A 23,855-nucleotide genomic window follows, 5' to 3' on the forward strand; every position below is an offset into this window, starting at 1 on the left:
GGGTAGACGGCTATGCCGTCCACGCGTTCAAGGTACCGTGATTTTGTGGCGCGCCAAGGATTGTTGAACGCGTGGACGGGAAACCCGTCCACCCTACTCAAGCTCAGACGGTAGCTGGTGCAGCTGGTGCAGCTGGTGCAGGTGCCGGTGCTTGCGCCGCCTGTGCGGCCAGCGACGGCTTGCCCATCTGATCACGCACCACCTTGTGCACGAATTCCAGCTTTTCCAGCACAGGTGTGCTCAGCTTGAACGGATACGAATCCGGCATGCCGATGCTGCGGTTCAGGCTATTGAGCACATAGGTCAGCGCGAACCAGTCGCTGAGCGTTTCTTCGAAGGCGCCGGATTTGGTCGGTAGCGTGATCTTGTCCAGTTCCGGCTCGTCCGCCTTGGCCGGCTTGAGCGACAGCCCGCACGAGTGGGCCGTTTCCAGCGTATCGATCATGTGCAGGTAGTGGGCCCAGGTTTCTGCCCAGTCTTCCCATGGGTGCGACGCGGCGTAGCTGCTCACAAAGCGCTCTTCCCAGTCGGCGACCGGACCGTTCTCATAGTGCCGCTTGAGTGCGTCGCCATAATCCTGGCGCTCGTCGCCGAATAGTGCGCGGTAGCTGTCGATCCATGGCGTATCGGCCACCAGGCGGTCGAAATAATAGTGGCCGCTCTCGTGGCGGAAGTGGCCCAGCAGCGTGCGGTAACGTTCGTGCATCTGTTCGCGCGTGCGCTCGCGTTCGGCCGGATCGGCTTCGGCGATGTTCAGCGTGATCAGGCCATTGTCGTGGCCCGTCATCACGCACTGGTCGGTCACGCCGTCTTCGAGGAACTGGAATGCCAAGCCGGTGTCGGGCTGGGTTTCTTTCGAGGCCGGGGTGAGGTTCAGCTGCGCCAGCGAGAACAGCAGGCGACGCTTGGCGGTTTCGAGGCGCGACCACAGGACGCGGTTCTTTTCCGACGTCAGCGCCGGAATCACGACCGTCAGCTGGCATGATTCGCACAACTCATGCGAGTCGTCGGCCGGCAGCATCCAGTTGCACACATTGTGCTGCACATAATTGCTGCACTGCTTGTACAGCTTGCCTTCATCCTTGCGGTTCAGGCTACGCCACAGGCCGTCATCGGCTTGCTCGAAGCTGTTGATGGAGCGCTGCGAAGGCTGGTAGCCAAGCGCGCTTTCGCAGTTGAAGCAGTGGGTGTTTTCGAAGAAGATCTGATGCGAACATTTGTCGCAGTGAAAGGTTTTCATGGCAGCACTGGTAGAGAGGTTAGGAGTGAAGGTGTATTAACAATCTAACAGTAAATGCGATGTGGGTTGAATCATGTAAGACAATGCCTCATGTCGTGTGCGCCCCCCAATGCGCGCCTGTTACGCCCTTGGCGCTCGCACCAATTACATTGAAAAATGTGCAGAAAAAACAACAAATCACGCCGCCGAAAGACGGCGTGGCTCGGCGGCCCGGCGTTCTGCCGCCCGGTCGATCAGGTACCCGGACGTAGATGCTGGCCTTGCTCACGGCCGCCCCCGCCCCCGCTGCCGCGCACTTGCCGCAGACGGCGCTCCACATGGCCGCAGGCGGGCGCGTCGACCGGTTCCGACACGGGCACCTGCGCGCCAATGACGCGGTAGAGCGCGGCGCCAAGTAAAGCGCCGGCGATCGGCGCGATCCAGAACAGCCATAGCTGCCCCACGGCCCAGTCGCCGGCATACACGGCAACGGCAGTGCTGCGCGCAGGATTGACGGACGTGTTTGTGACAGGGATGCTGATCAGGTGAATCAGGGTCAGCGCGAAACCGATTGCCACTGGCGCAAACCCTTGGGGAGCACGCTGGTCGGTCACCCCCAGGAAAATCAGCAGGAAGAACGTGGTCATGACCAATTCGCTCAGCAGCCCTGCCAGCAGCGAATAACCGCCTGGCGAATGATCGCCGTAGCCATTGGCAGCAAAGCCATTGGCGCTGTCAAAGCCAGGGGCGCCGCTGGCAATCACATACAGCACGCCGCCGGCGAGGATGCCGCCGGCGACCTGCGCCACGATATAAGGAAACAGCTCTCGCGCGGGAAAGCGGCCACCGGCCCACAAGCCGATCGAAACCGCCGGATTCAGGTGGCAACCCGAGATGTGGCCGATCGCGTACGCCATTGTGAGCACGGACAAGCCGAAGGCGAGGGCGACGCCGTGCAGGCCGATGCCCAGTTCGGGAAATGCGGCGGCCAGCACCGCGCTGCCGCACCCGCCCATGACCAGCCAGAATGTGCCGAGAAACTCGGCGCCGTAGGTTTTCATCGTGCTCTCCTCAGGATCGGTCATTGCCATTAAGGGCCACACGCAGCATCAGGCGCGGCTGCCCGCGCGGCGATCCGCCATGGCGGTGCGGCGCTCGGCGCCGGGAGCACGGCCCAGCATGTTGACCTGATTGGCGGCGACATCGCCTGTACTGCGGATCTGCGGCGCATTCGCCTGGCCACGGTCATACCATCGGCGCACGATCATGGCAGCCGTGTCGCGGCCGCCCAGCCCGAATGACAGGCCGAGTGCCAGCGCGATCGCGCCGGAGGTCGTCATCACGAGAATATTGATGAGCGACGTCGCGATGCCGAGCTGGTTGATCGCCACCATGGCTGCGAATGCCCAGACGGCATACCGCGCGATCCTGGCCAACATGGCCGGACTGCCCAGGCTACCCTTGGCTGCCGCGCCCTGGACCAGATTGCCCAGGGTATTGGCGGCCAGCCCACCGATGCCCACCACCACCAGCGCCACGACGAGGTTGGGTAGCCACATCAGGAGCTGATGCAGGATGTTCGAGATGGCCGCCAGGCCAAGCGCGTCGAACGCCACGACCAGCGCGATCAGCCGCACGAACCAGCGGGCAATGGCGCCAATCGCGCCGGCGGCGTCGCCCTTCATATTGCTTTTTTGGATGAAGCTGGCCACACCGGCGCGCTCTGCCATGACATTGAAGCGCGCGGCGCGCAGCACCGTCACCACGCCTTTCTCGATGAGCGAGGCGATGAGCCAGCCCGCGATCAGGACGACGGCAAAGCCGAGTAGCCGTGGCACGGCCGCAAAGAACATGGACGCTGCGCCGGTGAGCGATCCCAGCAAGGCTTCGCTCAAGTTCGTGATGTGCTGCATAGTGCCCTCCCGCTAGCGCGATATGAAGAATCAACAGACACCATTAGAGAACGTGGTGGCAGCATGGAAAACCGCATGTGGTGGTGAGACACCTGGATTCGTGCGAGGTTCCGTCAGCGGACATCCAGTCAGGACATGCCTTGCGCATCATGGCGGCAGGAATGCTGCCGCCGTAGTCGGAATCAATTGGCCCATGCACAGCCCATTGGCACAGCACAAACGGCGACGAGATTTCCGGTCGCGCGCTATCGTGCGCGCGGCACTCGGTGCATGATTGGGTCCGGTTCCTGGCAGGGTCGTTGACCGTCCAGGCACGTTCATCATTGACCGGAGAAGCCATGCGATTTCCAATGATCTTGTTGTCTAGTGCTGGCGCTGTGGGCCAGCGGGTCTGGCCCGGTCTGCTGTTGCTGTTGTCGGTGCAGGGTACTGCCGGTGCGGCGCCAGCCTGGGCCGGATCCGGCACCGCTGATGCTGGCCGGCCGCAAGCCACTTACCGCGTGATCAACCTGGGCCCCGGGACAATCGCGGCCTATCCGCATCTCAATGCCGCCGGGCAGGCCGCGTTCTCGCTCACCAACGACAACCGCACCGCCGGGTTCTTTTACGACGGCAACGTCGTGCGGCAAATCGGCGCGCCGGGCCGCCATACTGTGTACGTGAATGGCCTGAATGATGCAGGGCAGATCGCCGGCACGTCGGTCAACGAAGAAGGCATCGAGAGCGCGTTCTTCTGGAGCGCAGGCAGCGGCATGGTCGATATCCGCGCCGAGCCCGGTCGTGGCCGTTCATACAGTTGGGCCATCAACCACCACGGCGTCATGACCGGCTCGTTCGGCGCTGCCGGGCATCCTTTCCGCTGGAGCATGGCCGGCGGCCTCGAAGACCTGGGCGTCACGCTCGGCATCCCGGCGCCTGCGGCCGGGCGAGTGCTCAACGACGCCGGCCTGATCGCCGGCGTGACCACGATCGACGATGAAGTCACGCGGGTGTTTGTCTGGTCGCGCTCGGGCGGTGTTGTCGATATCGATACGCTCGGCAGCATCGAATCGTCGCCGGTGGCGGTCGGCGCAGGGGGCGAAGTGGCAGGCAACCGGCTCGCGTCGGCAGACGACGCCGGCGATCGCCCTTTCCTGTGGACCCGCTCCACCGGCATGGTCGATCTGGGCACTGGTCCTGGCACCTCGGCGTGGGTGAATGCGATGACGCCCGGCCTGCACATCGCTGGCGCGATCGGCCATGCGGACGGCCGCCAGCACGCGATGTCGTGGACACGCCACGGTGGCATGCACGAACTTGGCACGCTGGGCGGCAGGACATCGGTGGCGCGCGATGTCAATGCGAAGGGGCAGATCGTCGGCTTTGCCGAGGATGGGGCTGGCGTCATGCGCGCTTTCGTGTGGCGCGCCGACAGCGGCATGCGCGACCTGAACCGGTACCTGCGCCATGCGCCGAGCGGCCTGGTGCTGGACCACGCGATGGCGATCAACGACAGCGGCGCGATCGTGGCCACTTCGAATGCGGGACTGGTGCTGCTCCAGCCTGATCGTGGATGCCGATGCGGACATACGCTCGGCCCGCTTGAGGCGCCGCGCACCGTCGAGGTCGGGGCGGCGCTGCAGGCATCGGTGGCATGGGTCGACGGCGACCGGATCGGTACGCGCAGCGTCGAATGGTCGTGGGGCGATGGCAGCGGCGGGGCAGCGCGCGTACTGACCGGGGTGGGTGGCGCAGGCCAAGCTACGGCCCAGCATGGCTTTTCTGTGCCAGGCGTCTACCAGATCACAGTCACCGTGGTCAGCCATGACGGTCGCCGCATGGTGGTCGGGCGTGAGGTGGCGGTCTTGCCGGCGCGCGCTGAGCTACCGCACTGATTCGCGCAGCGCGACCGGCGCTCAGTCCTGATCCTGACGATCGCGCCGGGCGGTCGGCGTTGCCGTGCGCCGACAGCGTTCCGAGCAATACTTGACCTGGTCCCAGTCCCGCGCCCATTTCTTGCGCCATGAGAATGCAAGCCCGCAGTGGACGCAGTTTTTAGACGGCAGCTCGGATTTTTTCCGCATTTTCATGCGAAGATTGTACGCATGCAGACGAGGATCGGCCAGACGTTCGCAGGGGTGCGGTTTCGGTCGAAGCATGTGGTTGATCTTGCGATAGAACTAACCCCTTTCGAACCAATCCAAGACGTTTAGCCCCTGTTCCGGTTGGCGTGTCAAATCAGGTGCGTTGTGACACCGCCGACCCGGTGCAATGTTGCTGGAGAGCACATGAACTCCGATGACCCGCATGGCTTGATCACGAACGAGCTTGAAAAGACCTGTGCCCTGGAACCGATTCACCTGTTGGGCACCGTCCAGTCGTACGGATTCCTGATGGTGCTGGCTGTGGACAGTGGACGCATCGTTCAGGTATCCGAAGGGGTCGTGCGCCATGTGCCGCAACTGCACGATGCCGGCGCGCTGATCGGCCAGGCTGTTGCCGACTGGGTCATGTTTCCCGACACGCAGGGCATGCCGGATCTCGACACGCTGCCTGAGACCGGGGCGCTGGTGTTGCCCTGGCGTCTGCGGCTCGAACACGATGGTCCCTGCGAGCCGCAGACGGCAGTGCCTGCGGCACCTTCATTGGAATGCCTCGGCCACCGCCGCGGTCGACTGGCCATCCTCGAGTGGTTACCGGTCCAGCCGGCCACCGACAGCGCCCCGACCGAAAGCCGGATGTTTGCCGATTTCGCCGTGGTGATTGCACGGCTGCGTCGTGCCGACAAGCTGGGTACGTTCTTCGATGAATGCGCCGAACTGGTCCAGTCGTTCACCTTGTTCGATCGCGTTGTGGTGTACCGGTTCCTGCCGGATGGTTGCGGCGAAGTGGTGGCCGAATCTACTTCGCCCGGAGGTCAGCCCAGGTACCTTGGATTGCGTTTCCCCGCCAGCGATATCCCGATGCAGGCGCGCCAGCTGTACCTGTCCAACAAGCTGCGGGTGGTGGCAGACGTCCATGCACCGATGGACCGGCTGGTCCCGCCCGTCCTGCCCGATGGCGCAATGCTCGACCAGAGTCACTGCATGCTGCGCGGACCGTCCGAGGCGCACCTGGCCTACCTGCACAATATGGCGGTGCAGGCCACCCTGACGGTGTCGATCGTTTGCGATGGCAAATTATGGGGGCTGATCGCGTGCCACCACGACACGCCCAAGACCCCGCCCCACCAGGTCAGGGAAGGCATGCGCCAGGTATGCACCTTGCTGGGCGACATCACCAACATGCGCATCGAGGCCCTGTCGGGCATGGAGACCATGATGCGGCGCCTCTCCCTGGACCGCCTGATCAACGAATTTCACCAGGCTGCGATCCAGCGCGGCGACCTGCCGGCAGTGCTCGATGCCTGGGCGCCCAAGATCCTCCAGGCCTTCGGTGCGAGCAGCCTGGGTGTGCGGATCGGCGCACTGTCCTACGCGAGCGGCAGCGCACGGCAGCACGGGCCTGCGCAGGGCATACTCGACGAGATCGAGGGCAAACTCGACAAAGCCACGATCCGCCCGCGCGTCCTGATGGAGACCGATTTGCTCGCGTCGCCGGAACGCGCCCTTGCCTTGCTGCCCGACACTGCCGGCCTGCTGCTGGTTCAGCGATCCAAGCCCGATCTGACATTCGCCTGCCTGGGCCGACCTGAACACCGGCACGAAGTGCGCTGGGGCGGCAAGCCCGTGAAAGGTGATTCAGTGGTTTCCCCCGATGGCATGGTGCGCCTGCAGCCCCGGCGCTCCTTCGCCTTGTGGCGCGAGCTGGTACGGGGGCATGCCGAACCCTGGACGCAGGTCGAAATCGATGCGCTGCAGGATTTCCTGCGCGTTCTGAACGAAGTCCACAAGGCGCACGTCAACCGCACACTGCAGGAAAAGCTGCATTGGCGCGCCCATCACGATCATCTTACCGGTCTGTATAACCGGCACGCGATCGAGGAAGCGATCACACGGCGCCTCGAGGAGGGTGACTACGACTGCGCCATGATGCTGCTCGACCTGGACCACTTCAAGAACATCAACGACACCTACGGCCATGCAACGGGCGACCTGGTACTGCAGCAACTGGGCTTGCGGCTCAAATCAGTCACGCGCGAATTCGATTTGCTGGCGCGGCTGGGCGGGGACGAGTTCCTGCTGCTGCTGCAGATTCCTTCTCCCAGCGCCACGTCCAGCATGATTTTTTCGGAGCAGCTGCACCAGGCCGTCACACGTCCCTTCGAAGTAGGCGAGCATCGTTTGCGCCTCAGCATCTCCGTCGGTATCGCCATCCCGCCTGTTCACGGCACAACCATCAGCGAATTGCTGCGCCATGCCGACCTGGCCTTGTACCAGGCCAAATCCCTGGGCCGTTCGCGCAGCGCCGTGTTCGAGCTGTCGATGGCGTCGGACCACCTGGACTCGTTCCTGCTCGAGCGCGACCTGCACGATGCCGTGGAGTGCAACCAGCTCGCACTGGTCTATCAACCGAAGGTCGACCTGTCGAGCCATAAAGTGGTGGGCCTGGAAGCGCTCGTGCGCTGGAACCACCCGACACGCGGCCAGAATGGTCCGACTGTATTTATCCCCATCGCCGAACGCAGTAACCAGATCATCGGGATCGATCGCTGGGTCATGCGCACCGTCATTGCCGAGCAGGCGCAATGGCAGAACGCAGGCCGGTTGCCGCTGCCGATCGCGATCAATCTCTCGATCGCGGATATCCTGTCGCCCAACCTGACGGACTATGTGCTGCAATTGCTCGACGAATATCACGTGGCGCCCCACGCGCTGGAAATCGAGCTGACAGAGTCGAGCATCATGCGCGAACTCGAGCTGACCCAGACCGTACTGAAGGGCCTGAACGACAATGGCATCGTGACCTCGCTGGACGACTTCGGTACCGGCTTTTCGTCACTCAGCTATTTGCGTCAGTTGCCTTTGCAATGTCTGAAAATCGACAAGTCGTTCACGCAAAATCTCCTGGAGGATCCAAATGCGGAGAAGGTTACCGAGGCCATCATCGCCATGGGCCTTGCCTTGAAAATGACGCTGGTGGCCGAAGGCATCGAGACGCAGAGCCAGATGAACTGGATGCTCAACCATGGTTGCCACATCGGCCAGGGCTATTTCTTCAGTCCTCCCGTGCCGATGCAGGATGTACACCATGTCATCGACCGGGTCGAGCTGCAGTTCAGCGCCTGAGCGAGGCGCATCGGCCGGGGTCGCACCAGTCCTTCAGCCTTTCTTCTGCGCCGCAATCCAGCGGTCGGTCGCCGCTTCCAGCACGTCGAGCGGCACCGCGCCGTGCGACAGCACCTCGTTGTGGAAGGCGCGCAGGTCGAAGTCCTTGCCCAGCGTCTTTTCAGCACGTGCGCGCAGTTCGCGCAGCTTGAGTTCACCGATCTTGTAGCTCAGCGCCTGGCCTGGCACCGCGATATAGCGCTCGACTTCCTGCACCGCCGTCACTTCGTTCTGCGGCACGTTGTCCATGAAGTAGGCGATGGCCTGTTCGCGCGTCCAGCCCTTCTCGTGGATGCCGGTATCGACCACCAGGCGCACGCCGCGCCAGATCTCGGCCGTCAGGCGCCCGATCCACTGCCATGGATCGTCGTACATGCCGATTTCCTGGCCCAGCATTTCGCTGTACAGGCCCCAGCCTTCCGAAAACGCAGTGCTGCCGCCGAAGCGGCGGAAGGCCGGCAGGCCGGTCGTTTCCTGCGCCAGGCTGCGCTCGAAGTGGTGGCCGGGAATCGCCTCATGCAGGAAGAATGCATTGGTGGTGAAGCGCGTGCGCGTCTCGGGCTTGTAGGCGTTGTAATAGAAGATGCCGGGCCGCTTGCCGTCGACCGAGCCGCGCTGGTACGACGCCGGCGCCGCGCTCACTTCGCCGAACGCTTCGACCGGGCGGATTTCAAACGGCGCCTTGGGCACATTCGCGAACAGCTGGCCCACCTTGGCCTCGACCTGCGGGCGCACGCCTTCATAGGCGGCCTGGATTTCCTCGCGCGATGTGAAGCGCAGTTCGGGCGCATTATTCAGGTGGTCAAAAAATTGCCTGAGCGTGCCCTTGAAGCCCACGCGTACCTTGGCTTCTTCGAACTGGGCGCGGATGCGCGCCACTTCCGAGAGGCCAATATCGTGGATCTGCGCCGGCGTCAGGTCGGTCGTGGTCGACTGGCGCGCCCGGAACGCATACCATTCCTTGCCACCGGGCAGGGCGCCGATGCCGGCCGTCGTGCGACCAGCTGGCAGGTAGGTGTCGCGCATGAACGCGAGCAGTTTGCGGTTGGCGGGCGCGAGCTGTTCGCGTACCAGCTTGCCGTATGCGTCGGTCAGGCGCGCTTTGTCGGCGGCGCTGAACGAGGCCGGAAACTTCTTCACGGGACCCATATAGGTGCTGGTGGCCAGATCGTCGCTGCCGACACTCTCGAGCTGCGGCAAGACGCGGCTGATCAGGGCCTTCGGCATCACGATGCCCTGCTTGATACCAAGGCGCATGTCGGCAATCACGTTGTCGACCGCCGGCGCGTAGCCGGCAGCGCGCGCTAGCCAGTTGTCGTAATCCTGGACGGTCTGGAACGGCTGCGTCGAGGCGCCGGAACCCAGCTGGGCCATCATCAGGTGCAGGCCCGAGAACTGGTCCACCGGCACCAGGTCGGACGGGAAACGCAGGCCGTCGAGAACCTGCTGCAAGCGGTAGCGCAGCAAGTCGTAGCTGATGCGGTCTTCAGCCGGCAGCGGCGCCGGATCGAACCTGGCGCTGGCCGCGAGATATTTTTCCGACAGCGCGCGGCTTTGCTTGCGCTCCTCGGCCGACGAGACGGGGCCGAAGCGGTCGTTGTAGCGCGCGTCGCCATTGAAGGTCGCGGCGATCGGATTTTCGCGCAGGTAGTCTTCCCAGTATGCGGCGTACAGCTGGTTCATTGTTTCCGGCGTCGCCGGGGTTTTGACCTGGGCCATGGCGGGCAGGGCGGCGCACAACAGGGAGCACAGGAGCAGGGGAAGCGAGCGGGTCATGGGGTCTCGTGGTGGTCGGGGCGATGCAAGAATAGCATGGGGCTGCCGGGGAATGACCGCGCAGCATGACGGGTCAGCTCGCGTATTGACCCGTCGTTGTCGTGGCATGACGGTGATGACACCAGCCGCCTTCTGTACACTCGATGCACGTACAACGGTGGAGCGCGACATCATGATGAACAGTTTGCCGGATCAATTTCATGCGCTGGTCATCGGCGCCTCGGGGACAATCGGCGCGGCCTTTGTCGATCTGCTGGAACATACGCCGCGCTGCGCCTCGGTGCGTGGGCTGCATCGCCAGTCGGCACCCGCGATCGACTTCGCAGACGAGGCCAGTGTCGCCGCGGCCGCGCAGGCGCTCGCCGGCGGCCCGCGCTACCACCTGATCGTGAATGCGACCGGCGTGCTGCACGACGGCGCAACGATGCCCGAGAAGCGCCTGGCCGATCTGAACTACCCGCAGATGCAGGCCACCTTCCTGGCGAACACCTTTGGTCCTGCACTGGTCATGCGTCATTTCGTGCCATTGCTGGCAGGCGAACGCGCCATCATGGTCATGTTGTCCGCCAAGGTGGGCAGTATTGGCGACAACCGCCTGGGTGGCTGGTACAGCTACCGCGCCTCGAAGGCGGCGCTGAACATGCTGGTCAAAACCGCAGCGATCGAAGTCGCGCGCACGCAGAAGAACAGTGTGCTCGTCGCCCTGCATCCTGGTACCGTGAACTCACGGCTGTCGCAACCGTTCCGGGGCGAGCTCATCGGGCGACCGGCCGAGGCTGCTGTAGCCGACATGCTGCAGGTACTCGATGCGCTGACGCCGGCCGATAGCGGTTCGTTCAGATCGTATAACGGCGCCGAACTGCCCTGGTAGGGGGGGGCGGTGTCACGCGGTGGGGGCGCGTGCCCGCCCGTCAGGTGGTCAGCTGCGCGACCGGGACCGTTGCCTCGATGCGCAAGGCGCCATCGGGGCTGCGCGCGGCGATGACGATGTCGCCCTGTTCCACGTACTTGCCAACCAGTGCGCGGATGTTCACGTCGTGGGTCACCAGCACCAGGTTGCCGGGATCCTTGTATTGCGCCAGGTAGACGCGCAGCTGCGCCAGCTTGCGCTCGCGCGAAGCGTCGTCGTCCTGGAACATCGAATCGACCATCTCGCTGGGTTCGACCCGGCCGAACGCGAGCTGGGCGGTGTCTACGCAGCGGCACCACCGGCTCGACAGCACCGGGCCGAGCGGTACCCCATGCTGGCGAAAGGCTGCCCCGATCCTGGTGGCATCCGCGCGACCTGCCTGCGACAGGTTGCGCTGGGTGGCGCACACGCCGAGTTTGAAACCGGGTGGATCACCGATGCCCGGCACCGTGGCGGCGTGGCGCATCAGGATGACGTAGCCGCCGCGCTGAAGCTGCGGCCAAGGCGCTGGGGCGGCCCCGGCAACGGGCGCTGCGCATGCCGCCAGTGCGGCCAGAAAGTGGCGTCGGTCCATGGGTGCTCGTGGTGGCGGGGCCAGTTGGGTGGGTTGGATGATCAGATGGTACGCGTTACGTTGGTACGCGTCACGCTGATCCACATTATTTCGTTGGCGCATCCAGGAAGAAGATGGCGTACACCTTGGCGCCGGATTTCTCGGTCGGCTTGTCGATCTGGATCTGCGCGCAATCCTGCGCCACCAGGCTGCGCCAGTTGACGACGCCTGCATTGGCAAAGACCGAATTGACCTTGCATGCCAGGCTCATGTCGAGCGCCAGGCGAGCGTTGCGCTGTTCTGGTTTGGCATAGTTGACGCCGCGGATCTCTATACCGAAGGCGCTCATCCATGGCTCCCACAAGCCCAGTTCCACACCCTGCACCATGCGGCCCAACATGGTCTCCAGCGACAAGCCCTTCTTGACGACGGCGCGCAGCAATTGCAGTGACGGTGCTTCGCGAATGTCGGTGCTGTGCTTGCCCGCGCCGGTGTCGCCGATGGCTTTCAGCTCCTTCGAAAAGGCGGCATCACGCTCGGTGTAGTCGCGCATGCGCTGATAGAACTCGACGTCCAGGAAGGGATTTTCCACCCGGCCGGCGGGCGTCTCGGCTGGCTGGCGGGCGGAAGGCTGTTTTTTAGTGGTCATGGCATTGGCTTCGGAGTATGAGGGCGCAGCATACCACTGTGCGCCGTGCGGGTTGCAGGCAAGAGGGATGCGCCTACCCCGTTTGAAGGCGTTCTCGCCCGTTGCCCGGGACGCTCAAGCCCTTAGTCTTTGCGCTCCTTGAATTCACCCTCGATCACCATGTCGTCGCTGTGTTCAGGCGCTCGCCGGCCAGGCATGAACTTGAAGAGCGACGAGGAGACCCGATCGAACAGAGTCTTGCGCAACCAGGGGAAAGCAAGAAGAAAGGTCGTCACAAACCCGGTGAACAGGGCGGGCACGTAGTCGCCTTGCCACACGAAGTGCAGCAGGCAGAGTGCGACCAGCGTCACGATGAGTGGCCGACGGACAGGTTTGGGCAGCAGACCAACGAGGCGCAACTTGCCCTGGCTAACCGAAGGAAACCTGGCGAACAGGACGCCAAGGAGCAGGCCGGCCATGAAGCGGCCCGTGCCGAGATACTCGGCCACTACCCCGATCACGAGGTAGCCGGAATAGGTGATCATGCCGGCCAACACTGCCAGCAGCGCCACCACCAGGGCAAGCACCAGTTTTGGCTTGCCGATGGCCATTTTGACGAGAAAACCGAGGATTTGAGTACTCCTGCAAATAAATAGGGAAAGATTGTCGCAAATTCTAACAGCCCGCTGATGAGGTCATCCTTAAGACGCGCGCGCCGGCGGTCATTGATTACCCGCCAGCAATCGCGCGCAGGGAAATCCCCGTGATGTAGGCGCCGTAGGTGCCCAGTGCATAGCCCAGCACGGCGAGCAACACGCCGACCGGTGCGAGCGCCGGGTGGAAGGCGCTGGCAACCACCGGCGCCGATGCTGCCGCGCCGATATTGGCTTGCGAGCCAACGGCCATCATGAAGAGCGGTGCACGGATCAGTTTGGCCATCAGGATCATCAAGCCGCCGTGGAACGCGATCCAGATCAGGCCCAGCAGGAACAGCCAGGGGCGATCGACCAGGGCGCTCAGGTCCATCTGCATCCCGATCGTGGCGACCAGCACGTACAGCATCACTGACCCGATGCGCGAAGCACCGGCGCCCTCGAACGTGCGGGCCTTGGTAAAGCTGAGCAGCAAACCAATGGTGGTGGCGATCACGACGATCCAGAAAAAGCCCGACGTCAGGCTGTAGTCCTGCAGGCGCCACTCGGCCGGCAACGACGTGATCCAACCGACCAGCAGCTCCGACAGGAAATGGGACAGGCCTGTCGCGCCCAGCCCAATGGCAAGGATCACCATGATGTCGGCCAGGGTCGGGATCCGCGCGTGCTGCGCCTGATAGCTCTCGATGCTGTCACGCAAGCGGTTCAGCGCCGTGAGGTCAGCGCCTGTCCAGCGATCGAATACCTGGGCCCGGCTGGCAAGGAACAGCAACACGGCCGTCCACAAATTACCTACCAATACATCGACCGCGACGAACTGGCCGAACATCGTGGCATCCACGTCGAAGACCTCGCGCATGGCGGCCTGGTTGGCACCGCCGCCAATCCAGGAGCCGGCCACCGTGGTCATGCCACGCCATGTCTCGCCGGCCACCGTCTCGGGATGGATCACGCGCATGGCTTCGAACGACACGAGCGCGCCGAGCATGACGCCGACCGTGCCTGTCAGGAACATGATGATCGCCTTGGGACCGAGTCGCACGATCGCCTTGAAGTCGATTGCCACGCACAGCAGCACGAGGGAGCTGGGCAGCAGGTAGTCGCGCGCCATCGGGTAGAGGCGTGAGGCCGCGCCGTCGATGACGCCAAGCGTGTTCAGCAGCGAAGGTAGCAGGTAGCACAGCAGCAAGGCGGGTACATAGCTGTAGAACTTTTTCCAGAAACCGTCCGGACGCGCTGCGGTCCACAGTACGGTACCAAGTATGGTGGCAAGCATGCCGAAGACGACGGCATCGTTGGTAATCATGGCAGCAGAAACAGGCGGCATGCGCGCTCCAGGTTATTCGCATCAGGGACCGATAACGAGCATGCATCGTGCATCGCATTGGTCGAAGAGCAACGAGTATCGCCGGGCGCAACTGTGTAGTCAACGTCATGGACGCGGGTAACCGGCAGCGTCAGTACAGGCACGCCGCTTGGTCCGTATTGCCTGCTGGTCTGCGCCCCGGTCCTGGACTAGCCGCCGGGGCGCTGCCATGGAAGTGCTTGTCGTACGTGTTTCACGGTGTCTTTTTTTGCCGCGAGAGGGGGCCGGCGCTGCCATGGCCCGAAGTGCACCTAGTACGTGCACCTATTTGGGAATCAACACCTTTCCGATGACATGAATGACGCCGTTGCTGGCACGGACGTCAGTTGCCAGGATGGTGGCCGGAACGGCCGTGGTGTCGGTGATCGTCAGATTGCGGTTGATCGTGATGGTCTGTGCCGGGACCGTCGATCCGTCGAGGGCTGTCGTGGCAAGGGTGGCCACCGGCGTGCCAAACGGTATGGCAGTCGACAGGACCTGTGCCGGCAACACGTGGTAGGTCAGGACCGATGTGAGCTGCGGTCTTGTCAGGCCCGTGGGCGCCGAGGCGAATGCGGCGTTGTTCGGCGCAAAGACAGTGAATGGGCCGCTTGCGCTGAGCGCAGGTGCCAGGCCGGTTGCCACGACTGCGGCGACGAGCGAGCTGAAAGATGCCGGATTGGCCTGGGCCATCTGCACGACATTGAGTACGCCGGGTGGTATCAGGACCTTGTCGATCCCGTGGATGATGCCGTTGTCGGCGTACACATTGGCCGTTGTCACGCTGGCCGTCGCCAGGGCGGCGTCGGTGAACGCCACGCCAGAAGACGTGTTCAGTGCGAGCCGGGCAGCAGCGCCGTCGAAGACGTAGGCCGTCGGCAGCGTCGCGCCGGCGGTGCTCAGCGCCGCCGAGGATCGGGCACCTGGGATCACATGGTAGCGCAGTATCTTGGCCAGGTCGGCCGCTGGCAGTGCCGCCACCATGGCGCCGGCATTGGCAAAGCCAAGTTGTGTCGCCAGTGCGCCGAAGGCCGCGTCGGTGGGCGCCAGAACCGTCAGGTCGGCATTCGCAGCAGTGAGTGTACTGGCGATGCCTGCCTTGTCGACTGCCGCCAGTAATGCTGTGAAGCCATTCTTTTGAGCGACCTCAGCCACATTGCCGAGATCGTCGTCACTGCTTCCACACGACGACAACATAACCACCAAACTCAACGCACCAAACCACTTCAAGAAAGATTTCATGGTTGCACCTCCGAAATGAACGTCCATTTTTGGACAGATGTTCATCCGTTGGAGTTCCGCTTCAGCGCGCAACCAATGGTCGGAGTCAAGCGGATATGGTTTAACTTGACTTCGCCATATCAGCTTTTCCATGGAATCACCGGGCCGGGGATATTGCATCCTCGTCTGGCAACTCCACGCCCCGACCGTGCCGGGCTTACGTCGATTCCTGGCGCGCCGGCAGCTTCCAGTCCGGACGGATGAAGTGGCAAGTATAACCGTTTGGAATGCGTTCAAGATAATCCTGGTGTTCCGGTTCGGCTTCCCAGAAAGGCCCTGCGGCAGCGATTTCGGTGACGGCCTTGCCGGGCCAGAGGCCGGATGCGTCGACGTCGGCAATGGTCTGCTCGGCCATCTGCTTTTGTGCGTCGTCGAGATAATAGATCGCGGAGCGATAGCTCATGCCCCGGTCATTGCCCTGACGATTCGGGGTGGTCGGATCGTGGATCTGGAAGAAAAATTCGAGAATCCGGCGATAGCTGATCTTGCTCGGATCGAACACCAGTTCGAGCGCTTCGGCGTGCGTGCCATGGTTGCGGTAGGTAGCGTTGGACACGTCGCCGCCGGTGTAGCCGACGCGCGTGGACAGCACGCCAGGCATGCGACGCACCAGATCTTCCATGCCCCAGAAGCAGCCTCCGGCCAGGATCGCGGTTTCAGTTTGTTGTGTCATTGGTTTCCTTTGCTTGGATAAATAGGTGGACTTAAAGCGTGTGGCGATCAGCCAGTCGATTATGGCAAGTGTAAATGCAAGTCGTGTGCAGCGTAGTTTGCATCGCGTGCGTGTGACAGTTCGGCCGTAGCATTGGGGTGGGGCCCGGCCAGTGCGCTCAGAATCAGCTGCGCGGCTTCCGCCGGCGCATCCCAGTGCGGGAAATGCCCGCACCGCTCGAACCAGTGCAGTCGGGCATCCGGGAACAAGGCCAGTGCCCGCTTTGCCTGCCATGGGAAGCAGACCCGGTCACGCCGTCCCCAGCCAATGACGAGCGGCTGCGTGATGCTGTTGCGGGGCGCGCCTTGCTGCTCCTCGCCATACGCGAGCTGGGCCAGCAGCTCATCAAATGCCGATGAGGCCACATAGCTGCACAATTCGTCGCTCACGACGTCCGGCGCCAGCTTTGTTGGCCGGGAAGAAAATTGGGCCAGCAACAAAGCGCGGCCAAGCGGGTTGGCGCAGACCGCTGGCAATACGGGCCGCAGCAGCCGCAGCAGCCGGATCGACAGATAAATCGAACTGAAGAACGCGTGCCGCTCCCATCCCTGCCAGAAGCCGCCCGGATTAAGCGCCACCACGCCACCAACGGCGCCACCGCGCCGCGCCAGTTCCAGCACCAGCCGCGCCCCCATCGAGCTGCCGACTGCATCGATACCGGTCAAACCCTGGGCATGGAGGAAGGCTGCCGTCTCATCTGCCAGAGTGCGGATCGAGGTTTCGCCGGCCAGTTTGGGCGTCTGGCCAAAGCCGGGCAGGTCTACCGCGATGACTTCGCGCCTGGCCGCGAGATCGGCCAGGATGGGATTCCAGCTTTGCCAATGGCCACCGAGGCCATGAATCAGAAGCAAAGGTTTGCCAGTGCCGCGGCGAATGTGATGCATGATCGATCTCCCATCGCACGGGTGTGCGTATGTTGAAAGCGTACCGCAGCGGAGATAACGACTGCGTCCGTTAGGAATGCTTGCCAGGGATGAGGTGCTGGACGTGGACCGACGACAGGGCCAAGCCTGTCCATCCGGCGTCATCAAAGGCGGCGGACTGCCGGGCCCCTCGTGCGGCCCGGAGAATAAACGCCGTATCGATAAAACCGATCCGACTGCATCATGCGCCAGAATATTTTCTGGACATCGATATGCCAGTTGGGCAATATAACGCTATCTTTGGATCAATTATTACCGGACTTTCTACTCCATGAATTTTCCCTCGATAACCACAGTGATCGGTTTTATGTCGCTTGTCGGCATTGCTCAGGTAGCGTCAGCAGAAACAGTACGCTATATAAACGGCCATTGGTTTATCGGGGAAAAATTCGAGAAGAGGGACGTTGCCGTGCTAGATGGCAAGATTGTCGCCGGGCGCGATGCGGTAAAGACCGTAGACCTTCGCGGTGGTTACGTCATTCCTGGTCTGGCTGAAGCGCATAACCACAATTTCCAGAACTGTTATTTGGCGCCGCAGATGGCACAGGCCTACCTGAAACAGGGAATCTTGTATTCCGCGCAGCTCTTCGCGACCGATCCGGCCGGGGCGGAATGCGCCCCGCTGTTCAATAGCGGCTCAGCGCCTTCAACTGCGTTTGCCCGCATCGGTATTACCAGTAGCACCGGTCATCCGATCGGTATCGCCCGCGCCGGGGCCAAAGAGGCTGGGATGGACATGAGCTTCGACCAGCTTGTCGATGGGATGCTGATTGCCGATAGCGTTTCTGATCTGCAGCGCAAGTGGCCGCATTTTAAGACGACGAAAACTGATTTCGTAAAGGTCATACTGATCGATGAAGAAAATGGTTTAGCGAACGCAAAGCGCCCGGAGCTCGACGGTTTCAATGGTGTTACCCGAGAAGTACTCGAAGCGCTTGTGCCGCTTGCCCGCACTGCAGGGCTGCGCGTTGTGGCCCATGTGGACACCGCTGCCGATTTCAAACTTGCTGTCCAAGCCGGTGTCGACACGATTGCCCATCTTCCTGGCTACCGTATAGCAAAAAACCGCACCGTTAAAGATTACCAACTGACAGAAGATGTCGTAAAGGCGGCCGCTGCCAATGCCGTAACGGTTATCCCGACAATGGCAGCGTCGGTTTATCATGCAACCGCACGACCCAATGATGCCTCTGCAATAGCCGGGCTGTATATGCACAACCTGCGCTTGCTACGCAAACACAAGGTCAAATTACTGACCGGCTCCGATCGTTTCGAAGGCAGTGTGCTCGATGAGCTCAATGCACTGGCTGGGACGGGTCTTTTCCAACCGGTTGAGCTCCTGGAAATGTCCACGTCTGCCACGGCGAAGTGGATGTTTCCGCAACGCCGTGTCGGCTGCCTGGAACAAGGTTGCGAGGCGAGTTTCAACGTCTATGAGAATGATCCGGTGAAGGACCTGGCCCGGCTCGCGAAACCAGTTCTGGTAATGAAGCAGGGTGCTATCGTGGCGAGAAACGGCAAGCTGGTCAAGCCAGAATAAACTGGGCCGCAAACGACAACGCCCACTTTGATGCGTGGGCGTTGTGGGAACAATATTCTTGGTGGTCCGGGGCGAAATCGACCACCGACGCAAGAATGTTCAATCCTCTGCGCTACTACCTGAATTGCCAGGCCCCAGCTGTGTTATACGAACGGCATTGACCGCGTAGAGGCGTCATGCCACTGCGATCAGCAACCTGGTCACACCAGACCATGAAGTTTTTCAAGGAACACGGCGATGTTTTGCTCGTGACGCTTGTAACGGATCCATGATCGCCAGCCAGGAACGGTCAACGCAAGCAGGTAGCCGTCATTACACCCGAGGCGTTATCATTACGTCCATGATGCCTGTCATGCACGATGTATGACCAGCGCAACAGCTTCCGCGCCGACGAGGGCGGATCGACGACTGAATACCGGAGTAATGCATGAAAGTGAAGGCTATGTTGCGCGGGGCGATTGCAGCGGCGGCGCTTGTGGCGCTGACCCTGCCCGCGCGGGCCGATACCGGCATCGACTATGCCGAGGCGCTGCGCCGGGTGCAAACCAGTGCGGGTGCGGTGAATGGCGCCCGGCTCGATTTCCAGGCCAGGCAATTGCAGGCCGAGGCGCTGCGCCGCATCGATGGCCCGGATGTGCGCCTGTCCGGCTTTGCCGGGCGGGTATCGACCACGCTCAGCGTTGACACTGGTGCGATTACTCAACTGGCCAACCCGGTGCTCGACTCGCTGCCGCCGCTGCCAGCCCTGAATCTGCCCGAGATCCCGCCGGCCATCAATGTCGACCGCGTGTTTGACGTGCATTCGCTCGGCCTGAACACAATCTGGCCGCTCTATACGGGCGGGCGCCTCGATGCGGTCAAGCAGATCGCCGCCGGCCGCGCGGACGAAGCCCATGCGAGCGTGCAGGCGGCCGTGGACGATGCATCGATCCAGCTGGCGCAGCGCTATTTCACGGTGCAACTTGCCACGAAGGCCAGCCAGTTGCGCAGCTCGGCGGCAGAGCTTGCCAAAGAACACCAGCGCATGGCGCGCAAGATGGAGCGTAGCGGGCTGATCGCGAAGGTCGAGCGCCTGAAAGCCGATGTCGCCGTCGACAATGCGGTCCGGGAAGCGGCAAAGGCGGCCAGCGACCTCGAGATCGCGCAGCTCGCGCTGCGCCGCCTGCTCGACGCGCAGGGCGTCATCACGCCGACCACGCCGCTGTTCGTGCATGCGGAGTCGCCCGGCTCGCTGGCCTCGTTCATCGATGCGGCCATGGCCTCGAACGCGGCGTGGAAGCAAATTGCAAGCAAGCGCAAACAGGCGGACGGCGCACTGCAGCTGCAGGGCCGGGAATTCAGCCCGACCGTCATCGGGATCGCCAACTATAACCTCAACCGTGGCAGCTCCAGCCGCGCCAACTGGCTGGTCGGCGTGTCGGTCAGCATCCCGCTGGTCGAGCGCATCGACCGTGCAAAAATGACCGCCGCCGCCCGGCTCGAGCAGCAGCGCGTCGAAGTCGCGGCAGAACAGGCCGGGCGCGATATCCCGACCCTGGCTGAAAGCCAGTGGCGTACCATGGAAGACGCCCGCCAGCGCTACCTGGCGATGGGGTCCGCAATCGAGCTGGCGGCCGAGACGCAGCGCCTGGCGCAGGTGGGGTTCCAGAACGGTCAGGCAACCTCGACCGACGTTGCCGACGCTTCGCTCAATCACACCAAAACTTCCCTCGAGCGCGCCCAGGCTGGCTACGACTACGTCATGGCGCTGGCCAAATTGCTGGGCACCAGCGGCGAGCCAGAGCGCTTGAGCGCGCTGTCCCGGACCGCCACGCACATCGTCGACCTCACGAAAGAATAAGCATCATGGCAAAACCTTCGGCCAAAGGCCTGCTTGCCGGCGGCACCGGCATCGTCATTCTCGCCCTGCTCGGCTGGGGCCTGTACCTGGCCTTCCAGCCGGTCCGCGATCCGCTCCAGGGCCAGATCGAGGCGCAGGAAATCAATGTGGCGTCGAAGGTGCCGGGACGGGTTGGCCAGGTCCATGTGCAACTGGGCCAACGTGTCGCCCGCGGCGCTCTGCTGTTCGAGCTCGACAGCCCCGAAGTGCGGGCCAAGGTGGCGCAGGCCGAAGCCGCGCGCGATGCGGCGCGCGCGACCAGCCAGAAGGTGCAGGCCGGCGCGCGGCCGGAAGAAATCGTCGCCGCGCGCGCCAACTGGGAGCGCGCCGAGGCAGGCGCCAGTCTCGCCAGGGTCACGTTCGAGCGCATCGGGGCGATGTATGCCGAAGGTGTCGTCGCGCGCCAGAAACGCGACGAGGCCGAAGCCCAGGCGCGCTCGGCGAGCGAGCTGGCCACCGCCGCCCGGGCCCAATATGCGCTGGCGCGCCAGGGCGCCCGTGCCGAAGACCGCCAGGCCGCCGAGGCACAGGCGCGTCAGGTGGCCGGCGTAGCGGACGAAGCCGGCGCCGCGCTCGACGAGACGCGCATCACGGCGCCTGCCGCGGGCGAGGTGACCAGGCTCGCGATCCAGGCCGGTGAGCTGGCGCCGCAGGGCTTCCCCGTCATTACCCTGGTCGACCTGGCCGATGTCTGGGCCGTGGTGGCCGTGCGTGAAGATGCATTCAAGGCGTATGCGCAGGGTTCGCTGCACCAGGCCACCATCCCCGCGCTCAACACACGGGTCCAGTTCAAGGTCACCACGGTGTCAGCCTTGCCGGCCTTCGCCACCTGGCGCGCGGCGCGCCCGGGCGGCACCGATTTGCGCACCTTCGAGGTCAGGCTGCGCCCGACTGCCCCGGTGCCCGGGCTGCGCCCGGGAATGACGGTCGTGTTCGATCACTGAGCGCGGCCGATGACCCGATCCGGCAACGCCATCGCATCGTCCTTGCGGCGCGAATGGGCGCGCCTGCGCGCCGATCCGTGGGATATCGCCATGCTGGGTGCGATCCCGCTCGCGCTCTACCTGCTGACATGGTGGATCTTCTCGGCCGGCGTGGCGCGCGACCTGCCGCTGGTGGTGCATGACCGCGACCAGACCGCCGTCTCGCGCAACCTCATCCGCATGCTCGACGCCTCGCCCGGACTCAAAGTGGTGCTCGCGGCAGACGACGAGGCCGAGGCGCTGCGCCTGATCCGCGCGCGCCAGGCATTCGGCCTGGTGTCGATTCCCGCAGATTTGCAGGAGTCGGTGCTGGCGGGCCGGGGTGCCAAAGTCCAGTGGGCCTATAACGCCCAGTTCGCGGCGCATTCGGGCAGCATGACGCGCGACGTGCGCGCCGTGGTGGCCACCCTGTCGGCGGGCATCGAACTGCAAGCGCGCGCGCGGCGCGGCGCCGGCCCCGGCCAGGCCAGCGTGCAGATCGAGCCAGTGCAAACCCGCATCAGCACGCTGTTCAATGAAAACGGCAACTACATCCCGTCGCTTGCGCTGCCGGTGGCCTTTACGTTATTGCACATGTTCGTGACGCTGGCGGCGGTGACGGCAATTGGCCGCGAATTTCGCGCCGCCACGGTGGCCGAATGGCTGGCCGCCGCCCACGGCAAGCCTGCTGTGGCCCTGCTAGGCAAATTGCTCATCCCCTGCGCCTGCTTCGCCGTGCATGCGCTGTTGCTGTTCGTGCTGTTCGGCGTCCTGGGCTGGCCGGTGCAGGGGAGCGCCACGTCCATGCTGGCGGGCACGGCCCTGTTCATCACGGCCTGCCTCGCGCTTGGCGCGGCGCTCGCCGTCTTCACGTCATCGCTGCGCGCGGCGCTGTCGGCCAGCGCCTTCATCACGGCGCCCGCGTTCGCGTTCGCCGGCCAGGGCTTTCCGCTGCTGTCGATGCCGCTGAGCGCGCGCATCTGGGCCGAATCCCTGCCGCTGACACACTATCTGCAAATGCTGAACAACACCTGGACAGGGGGCGCGCCGCTGCGCTACAACATTGCCCCTGTGGCGATCCTGCTGGCGTTTACGCTTGGCCTGGGCGTGGCTGCCTGGCTGCGCCTGGCACGCCGCATGCACCAGCCTGCCACCTGGGGCAAGCAATGAGCGCCCCGCGCCGCGCCTGGGGCGCCTTCGTGCTGACCTGGCAAGCCATCTTGCGGGACAAGGCGGCGCTGCTGCTGTTTTTCATTTCCGGCATCATCTATTCGTTTTTCTATCCGCTGCCCTATAGTGCCGAGACAGTGCGCCGGGTGCCGGTCGCGGTTGTCGACCAGGACCAGTCAGCCTTGTCGCGCCAGCTGATCCGCTATGCAGGGGCGCACCCCGGCCTGGTCGTGGCCGGCGTCAGCACGCGACCGGAAGATGCACAGGCGCTGATCTGGCAGGGCAAGGCTGCCGGCGCGCTGTTCATTCCCGCCGACTTCAGCCGCAAGGTGCTGGCCGGCATGCAGCCCGAAGTGGAGGTCAGCGGCCACGGTTCCTATCCCTTGCTGAACAAGGTGGTCCTGAATGGCCTGGCCGAGGTTGTCGGCACGGTGTCCGCCGGTATCGAACTCAAGCGCCTGGGCGCAGCGACCCCGTCCGGCATGCAGGCCGAGGCGGCGCGCCAGCCGCTGGCCGTCGAAGCGCTGCCCCTGTTCAATGTGCGCGAGGGCTATGGCTCGTATGTCGTGCCTGGCGTCGTGGTGCTGGTGATGCAGCAAACCTTCCTGCTCGGGATCGGGCTGTTGTTCGGCAGCTGGTCGAGCGACAAATCCTTCCCTTACGGGCAGGACGGGGCCTCGTATTGCGGCGCCCTGAGTGCGTTCGCGCTGGTCGTGGTGCTCAATGCGCTGTACTTTTTCGGCTTCGTCTTCTGGTGGCAGGACTATCCGCGCGGCGGCAACCTGTGGGGCACGGCCGTCCTGACCCTGCTGTTCGCCTATAGCGTGGCGGCCTTGGGCATGTTGATCGGCATGTTCTTTCGCACCCGCGAGCGCAGCATGCAGCTGCTCGTTGCCACCTCATTGCCCATCATGTTCCTGTCGGGCCTGACCTGGCCGGCAAGCGCGATCCCGCTGCCGTTGCGCGCACTCGGCGCGCTGTTGCCGTCGACTGCGGCGATCCAGGGCTTTGTCGCCACCAACCAGATGGGCGCCTCGTTGCACGAGGTGCGCATGGAGCTTGCCGTGCTGCTCGGCCTGGTGCTTGTGTTCGCGCTTGTGGGCCTGGTCAAATGGAGGCGCATGCCCGCGCGTCGGTAACAGGCG

The 23,855-nt window shown here is 63.5% G+C and carries 20 protein-coding genes; 8 read left to right on the top strand and 12 right to left on the bottom strand.

All coding sequences use genetic code 11. The features are described 5' to 3' along the window. Positions 1-103: 103 nt before the first annotated feature. The 3 genes from RCH14_RS13620 to RCH14_RS13630 all read right to left on the bottom strand — a co-directional run bounded on the left by RCH14_RS13620 (position 104) and on the right by RCH14_RS13630 (position 3,132). Positions 104-1,240 (bottom strand): putative zinc-binding peptidase, encoded by a 1,137-nt coding sequence (locus RCH14_RS13620; RefSeq protein ID WP_343026633.1) that lies wholly within the window; start codon positions 1,238-1,240, stop codon positions 104-106. 233 nt (positions 1,241-1,473) lie between these two features. After that, positions 1,474-2,280, bottom strand: a complete 807-nt coding sequence (gene aqpZ / locus RCH14_RS13625; RefSeq protein ID WP_407070077.1) for an aquaporin Z — start codon at positions 2,278-2,280, stop codon at positions 1,474-1,476. Positions 2,281-2,328: 48 nt separating this feature from the next. Continuing rightward, positions 2,329-3,132, bottom strand: a complete 804-nt coding sequence (locus tag RCH14_RS13630) for a mechanosensitive ion channel family protein (protein WP_343026634.1) — start codon at positions 3,130-3,132, stop codon at positions 2,329-2,331. A 338-nt stretch (positions 3,133-3,470) separates the two neighbouring features. Here RCH14_RS13630 and RCH14_RS13635 point away from each other — a divergent pair, with 338 nt between their 5' ends. Then, positions 3,471-5,006 (top strand): hypothetical protein, encoded by a 1,536-nt coding sequence (locus RCH14_RS13635; protein WP_343026635.1) that lies wholly within the window; start codon positions 3,471-3,473, stop codon positions 5,004-5,006. Positions 5,007-5,027: 21 nt separating this feature from the next. Here RCH14_RS13635 and RCH14_RS13640 read toward each other — a convergent pair whose 3' ends face one another. Further along, positions 5,028-5,270, bottom strand: a complete 243-nt coding sequence (locus tag RCH14_RS13640; RefSeq protein ID WP_407070078.1) for a DUF2256 domain-containing protein — start codon at positions 5,268-5,270, stop codon at positions 5,028-5,030. A gap of 129 nt (positions 5,271-5,399) precedes the next feature. On the opposite strand from RCH14_RS13640, the gene RCH14_RS13645 reads away from it, so the two are divergent. Further along, a complete protein-coding gene (locus RCH14_RS13645) occupies positions 5,400-8,339 on the top strand; it encodes an EAL domain-containing protein (protein WP_343026636.1) in 2,940 nt (979 codons plus the stop codon). Positions 8,340-8,372: 33 nt separating this feature from the next. Here RCH14_RS13645 and RCH14_RS13650 read toward each other — a convergent pair whose 3' ends face one another. After that, entirely contained in the window at positions 8,373-10,154 is a 1,782-nt protein-coding gene (locus RCH14_RS13650; protein WP_343026637.1) for a DUF885 domain-containing protein, read from the bottom strand. 175 nt (positions 10,155-10,329) lie between these two features. On the opposite strand from RCH14_RS13650, the gene RCH14_RS13655 reads away from it, so the two are divergent. Continuing rightward, complete coding sequence (locus tag RCH14_RS13655) at positions 10,330-11,025, top strand: SDR family NAD(P)-dependent oxidoreductase (RefSeq protein WP_343026704.1); 696 nt, start codon at positions 10,330-10,332, stop codon at positions 11,023-11,025. Between the two features lie 40 nt (positions 11,026-11,065). On the opposite strand, the gene RCH14_RS13660 is transcribed toward RCH14_RS13655, so the two are convergent. From RCH14_RS13660 to RCH14_RS13690, 7 genes are all read right to left on the bottom strand, one after another. Further along, complete coding sequence (locus RCH14_RS13660; RefSeq protein ID WP_343026638.1) at positions 11,066-11,638, bottom strand: histidine phosphatase family protein; 573 nt, start codon at positions 11,636-11,638, stop codon at positions 11,066-11,068. A gap of 85 nt (positions 11,639-11,723) precedes the next feature. Then, positions 11,724-12,266: a hypothetical protein gene (locus RCH14_RS13665; protein WP_343026639.1), complete on the bottom strand. Its 543-nt coding sequence runs from the start codon at positions 12,264-12,266 to the stop codon at positions 11,724-11,726. A 122-nt stretch (positions 12,267-12,388) separates the two neighbouring features. Then, the gene (locus RCH14_RS13670) at positions 12,389-12,856 is read right to left on the bottom strand and encodes a hypothetical protein (RefSeq protein WP_343026640.1); all 468 of its coding nucleotides are present in this window, start codon (positions 12,854-12,856) and stop codon (positions 12,389-12,391) included. 118 nt (positions 12,857-12,974) lie between these two features. Continuing rightward, positions 12,975-14,225, bottom strand: coding sequence for a DUF819 family protein (locus RCH14_RS13675; protein ID WP_343026641.1), 1,251 nt, complete (start codon positions 14,223-14,225; stop codon positions 12,975-12,977). A gap of 303 nt (positions 14,226-14,528) precedes the next feature. Then, the gene (locus RCH14_RS13680) at positions 14,529-15,617 is read right to left on the bottom strand and encodes a fasciclin domain-containing protein (RefSeq protein WP_343026642.1); all 1,089 of its coding nucleotides are present in this window, start codon (positions 15,615-15,617) and stop codon (positions 14,529-14,531) included. A gap of 64 nt (positions 15,618-15,681) precedes the next feature. Beyond that, on the bottom strand, positions 15,682-16,197 hold the full coding sequence (gene msrA / locus RCH14_RS13685; protein ID WP_343026643.1) for a peptide-methionine (S)-S-oxide reductase MsrA: 516 nt from the start codon (positions 16,195-16,197) through the stop codon (positions 15,682-15,684). Positions 16,198-16,256: 59 nt separating this feature from the next. Further along, complete coding sequence (locus RCH14_RS13690; protein WP_343026644.1) at positions 16,257-17,120, bottom strand: alpha/beta fold hydrolase; 864 nt, start codon at positions 17,118-17,120, stop codon at positions 16,257-16,259. A 310-nt stretch (positions 17,121-17,430) separates the two neighbouring features. Between RCH14_RS13690 and RCH14_RS13695 the strand changes: the two genes are divergently transcribed. From RCH14_RS13695 to RCH14_RS13715, 5 genes are all read left to right on the top strand, one after another. Then, complete coding sequence (locus RCH14_RS13695) at positions 17,431-18,699, top strand: amidohydrolase family protein (protein WP_343026645.1); 1,269 nt, start codon at positions 17,431-17,433, stop codon at positions 18,697-18,699. A gap of 427 nt (positions 18,700-19,126) precedes the next feature. Next, positions 19,127-20,539 carry a TolC family protein gene (locus RCH14_RS13700; protein ID WP_343026646.1) on the top strand — a complete coding sequence of 471 codons (1,413 nt, stop codon included), beginning with the start codon at positions 19,127-19,129 and terminating at the stop codon, positions 20,537-20,539. A 5-nt stretch (positions 20,540-20,544) separates the two neighbouring features. Further along, a complete protein-coding gene (locus RCH14_RS13705; protein ID WP_343026647.1) occupies positions 20,545-21,522 on the top strand; it encodes an efflux RND transporter periplasmic adaptor subunit in 978 nt (325 codons plus the stop codon). Between the two features lie 9 nt (positions 21,523-21,531). Continuing rightward, complete coding sequence (locus tag RCH14_RS13710; protein ID WP_343026648.1) at positions 21,532-22,710, top strand: ABC transporter permease; 1,179 nt, start codon at positions 21,532-21,534, stop codon at positions 22,708-22,710. After that, a complete protein-coding gene (locus RCH14_RS13715) occupies positions 22,707-23,849 on the top strand; it encodes an ABC transporter permease (protein ID WP_343026649.1) in 1,143 nt (380 codons plus the stop codon). Before RCH14_RS13710 ends, RCH14_RS13715 begins: the two co-directional genes overlap by 4 nt. Positions 23,850-23,855: the final 6 nt, after the last annotated feature.

This window comes from Massilia sp. MP_M2, from assembly GCF_039123635.1.
Taxonomy (GTDB): domain Bacteria; phylum Pseudomonadota; class Gammaproteobacteria; order Burkholderiales; family Burkholderiaceae_D; genus Telluria.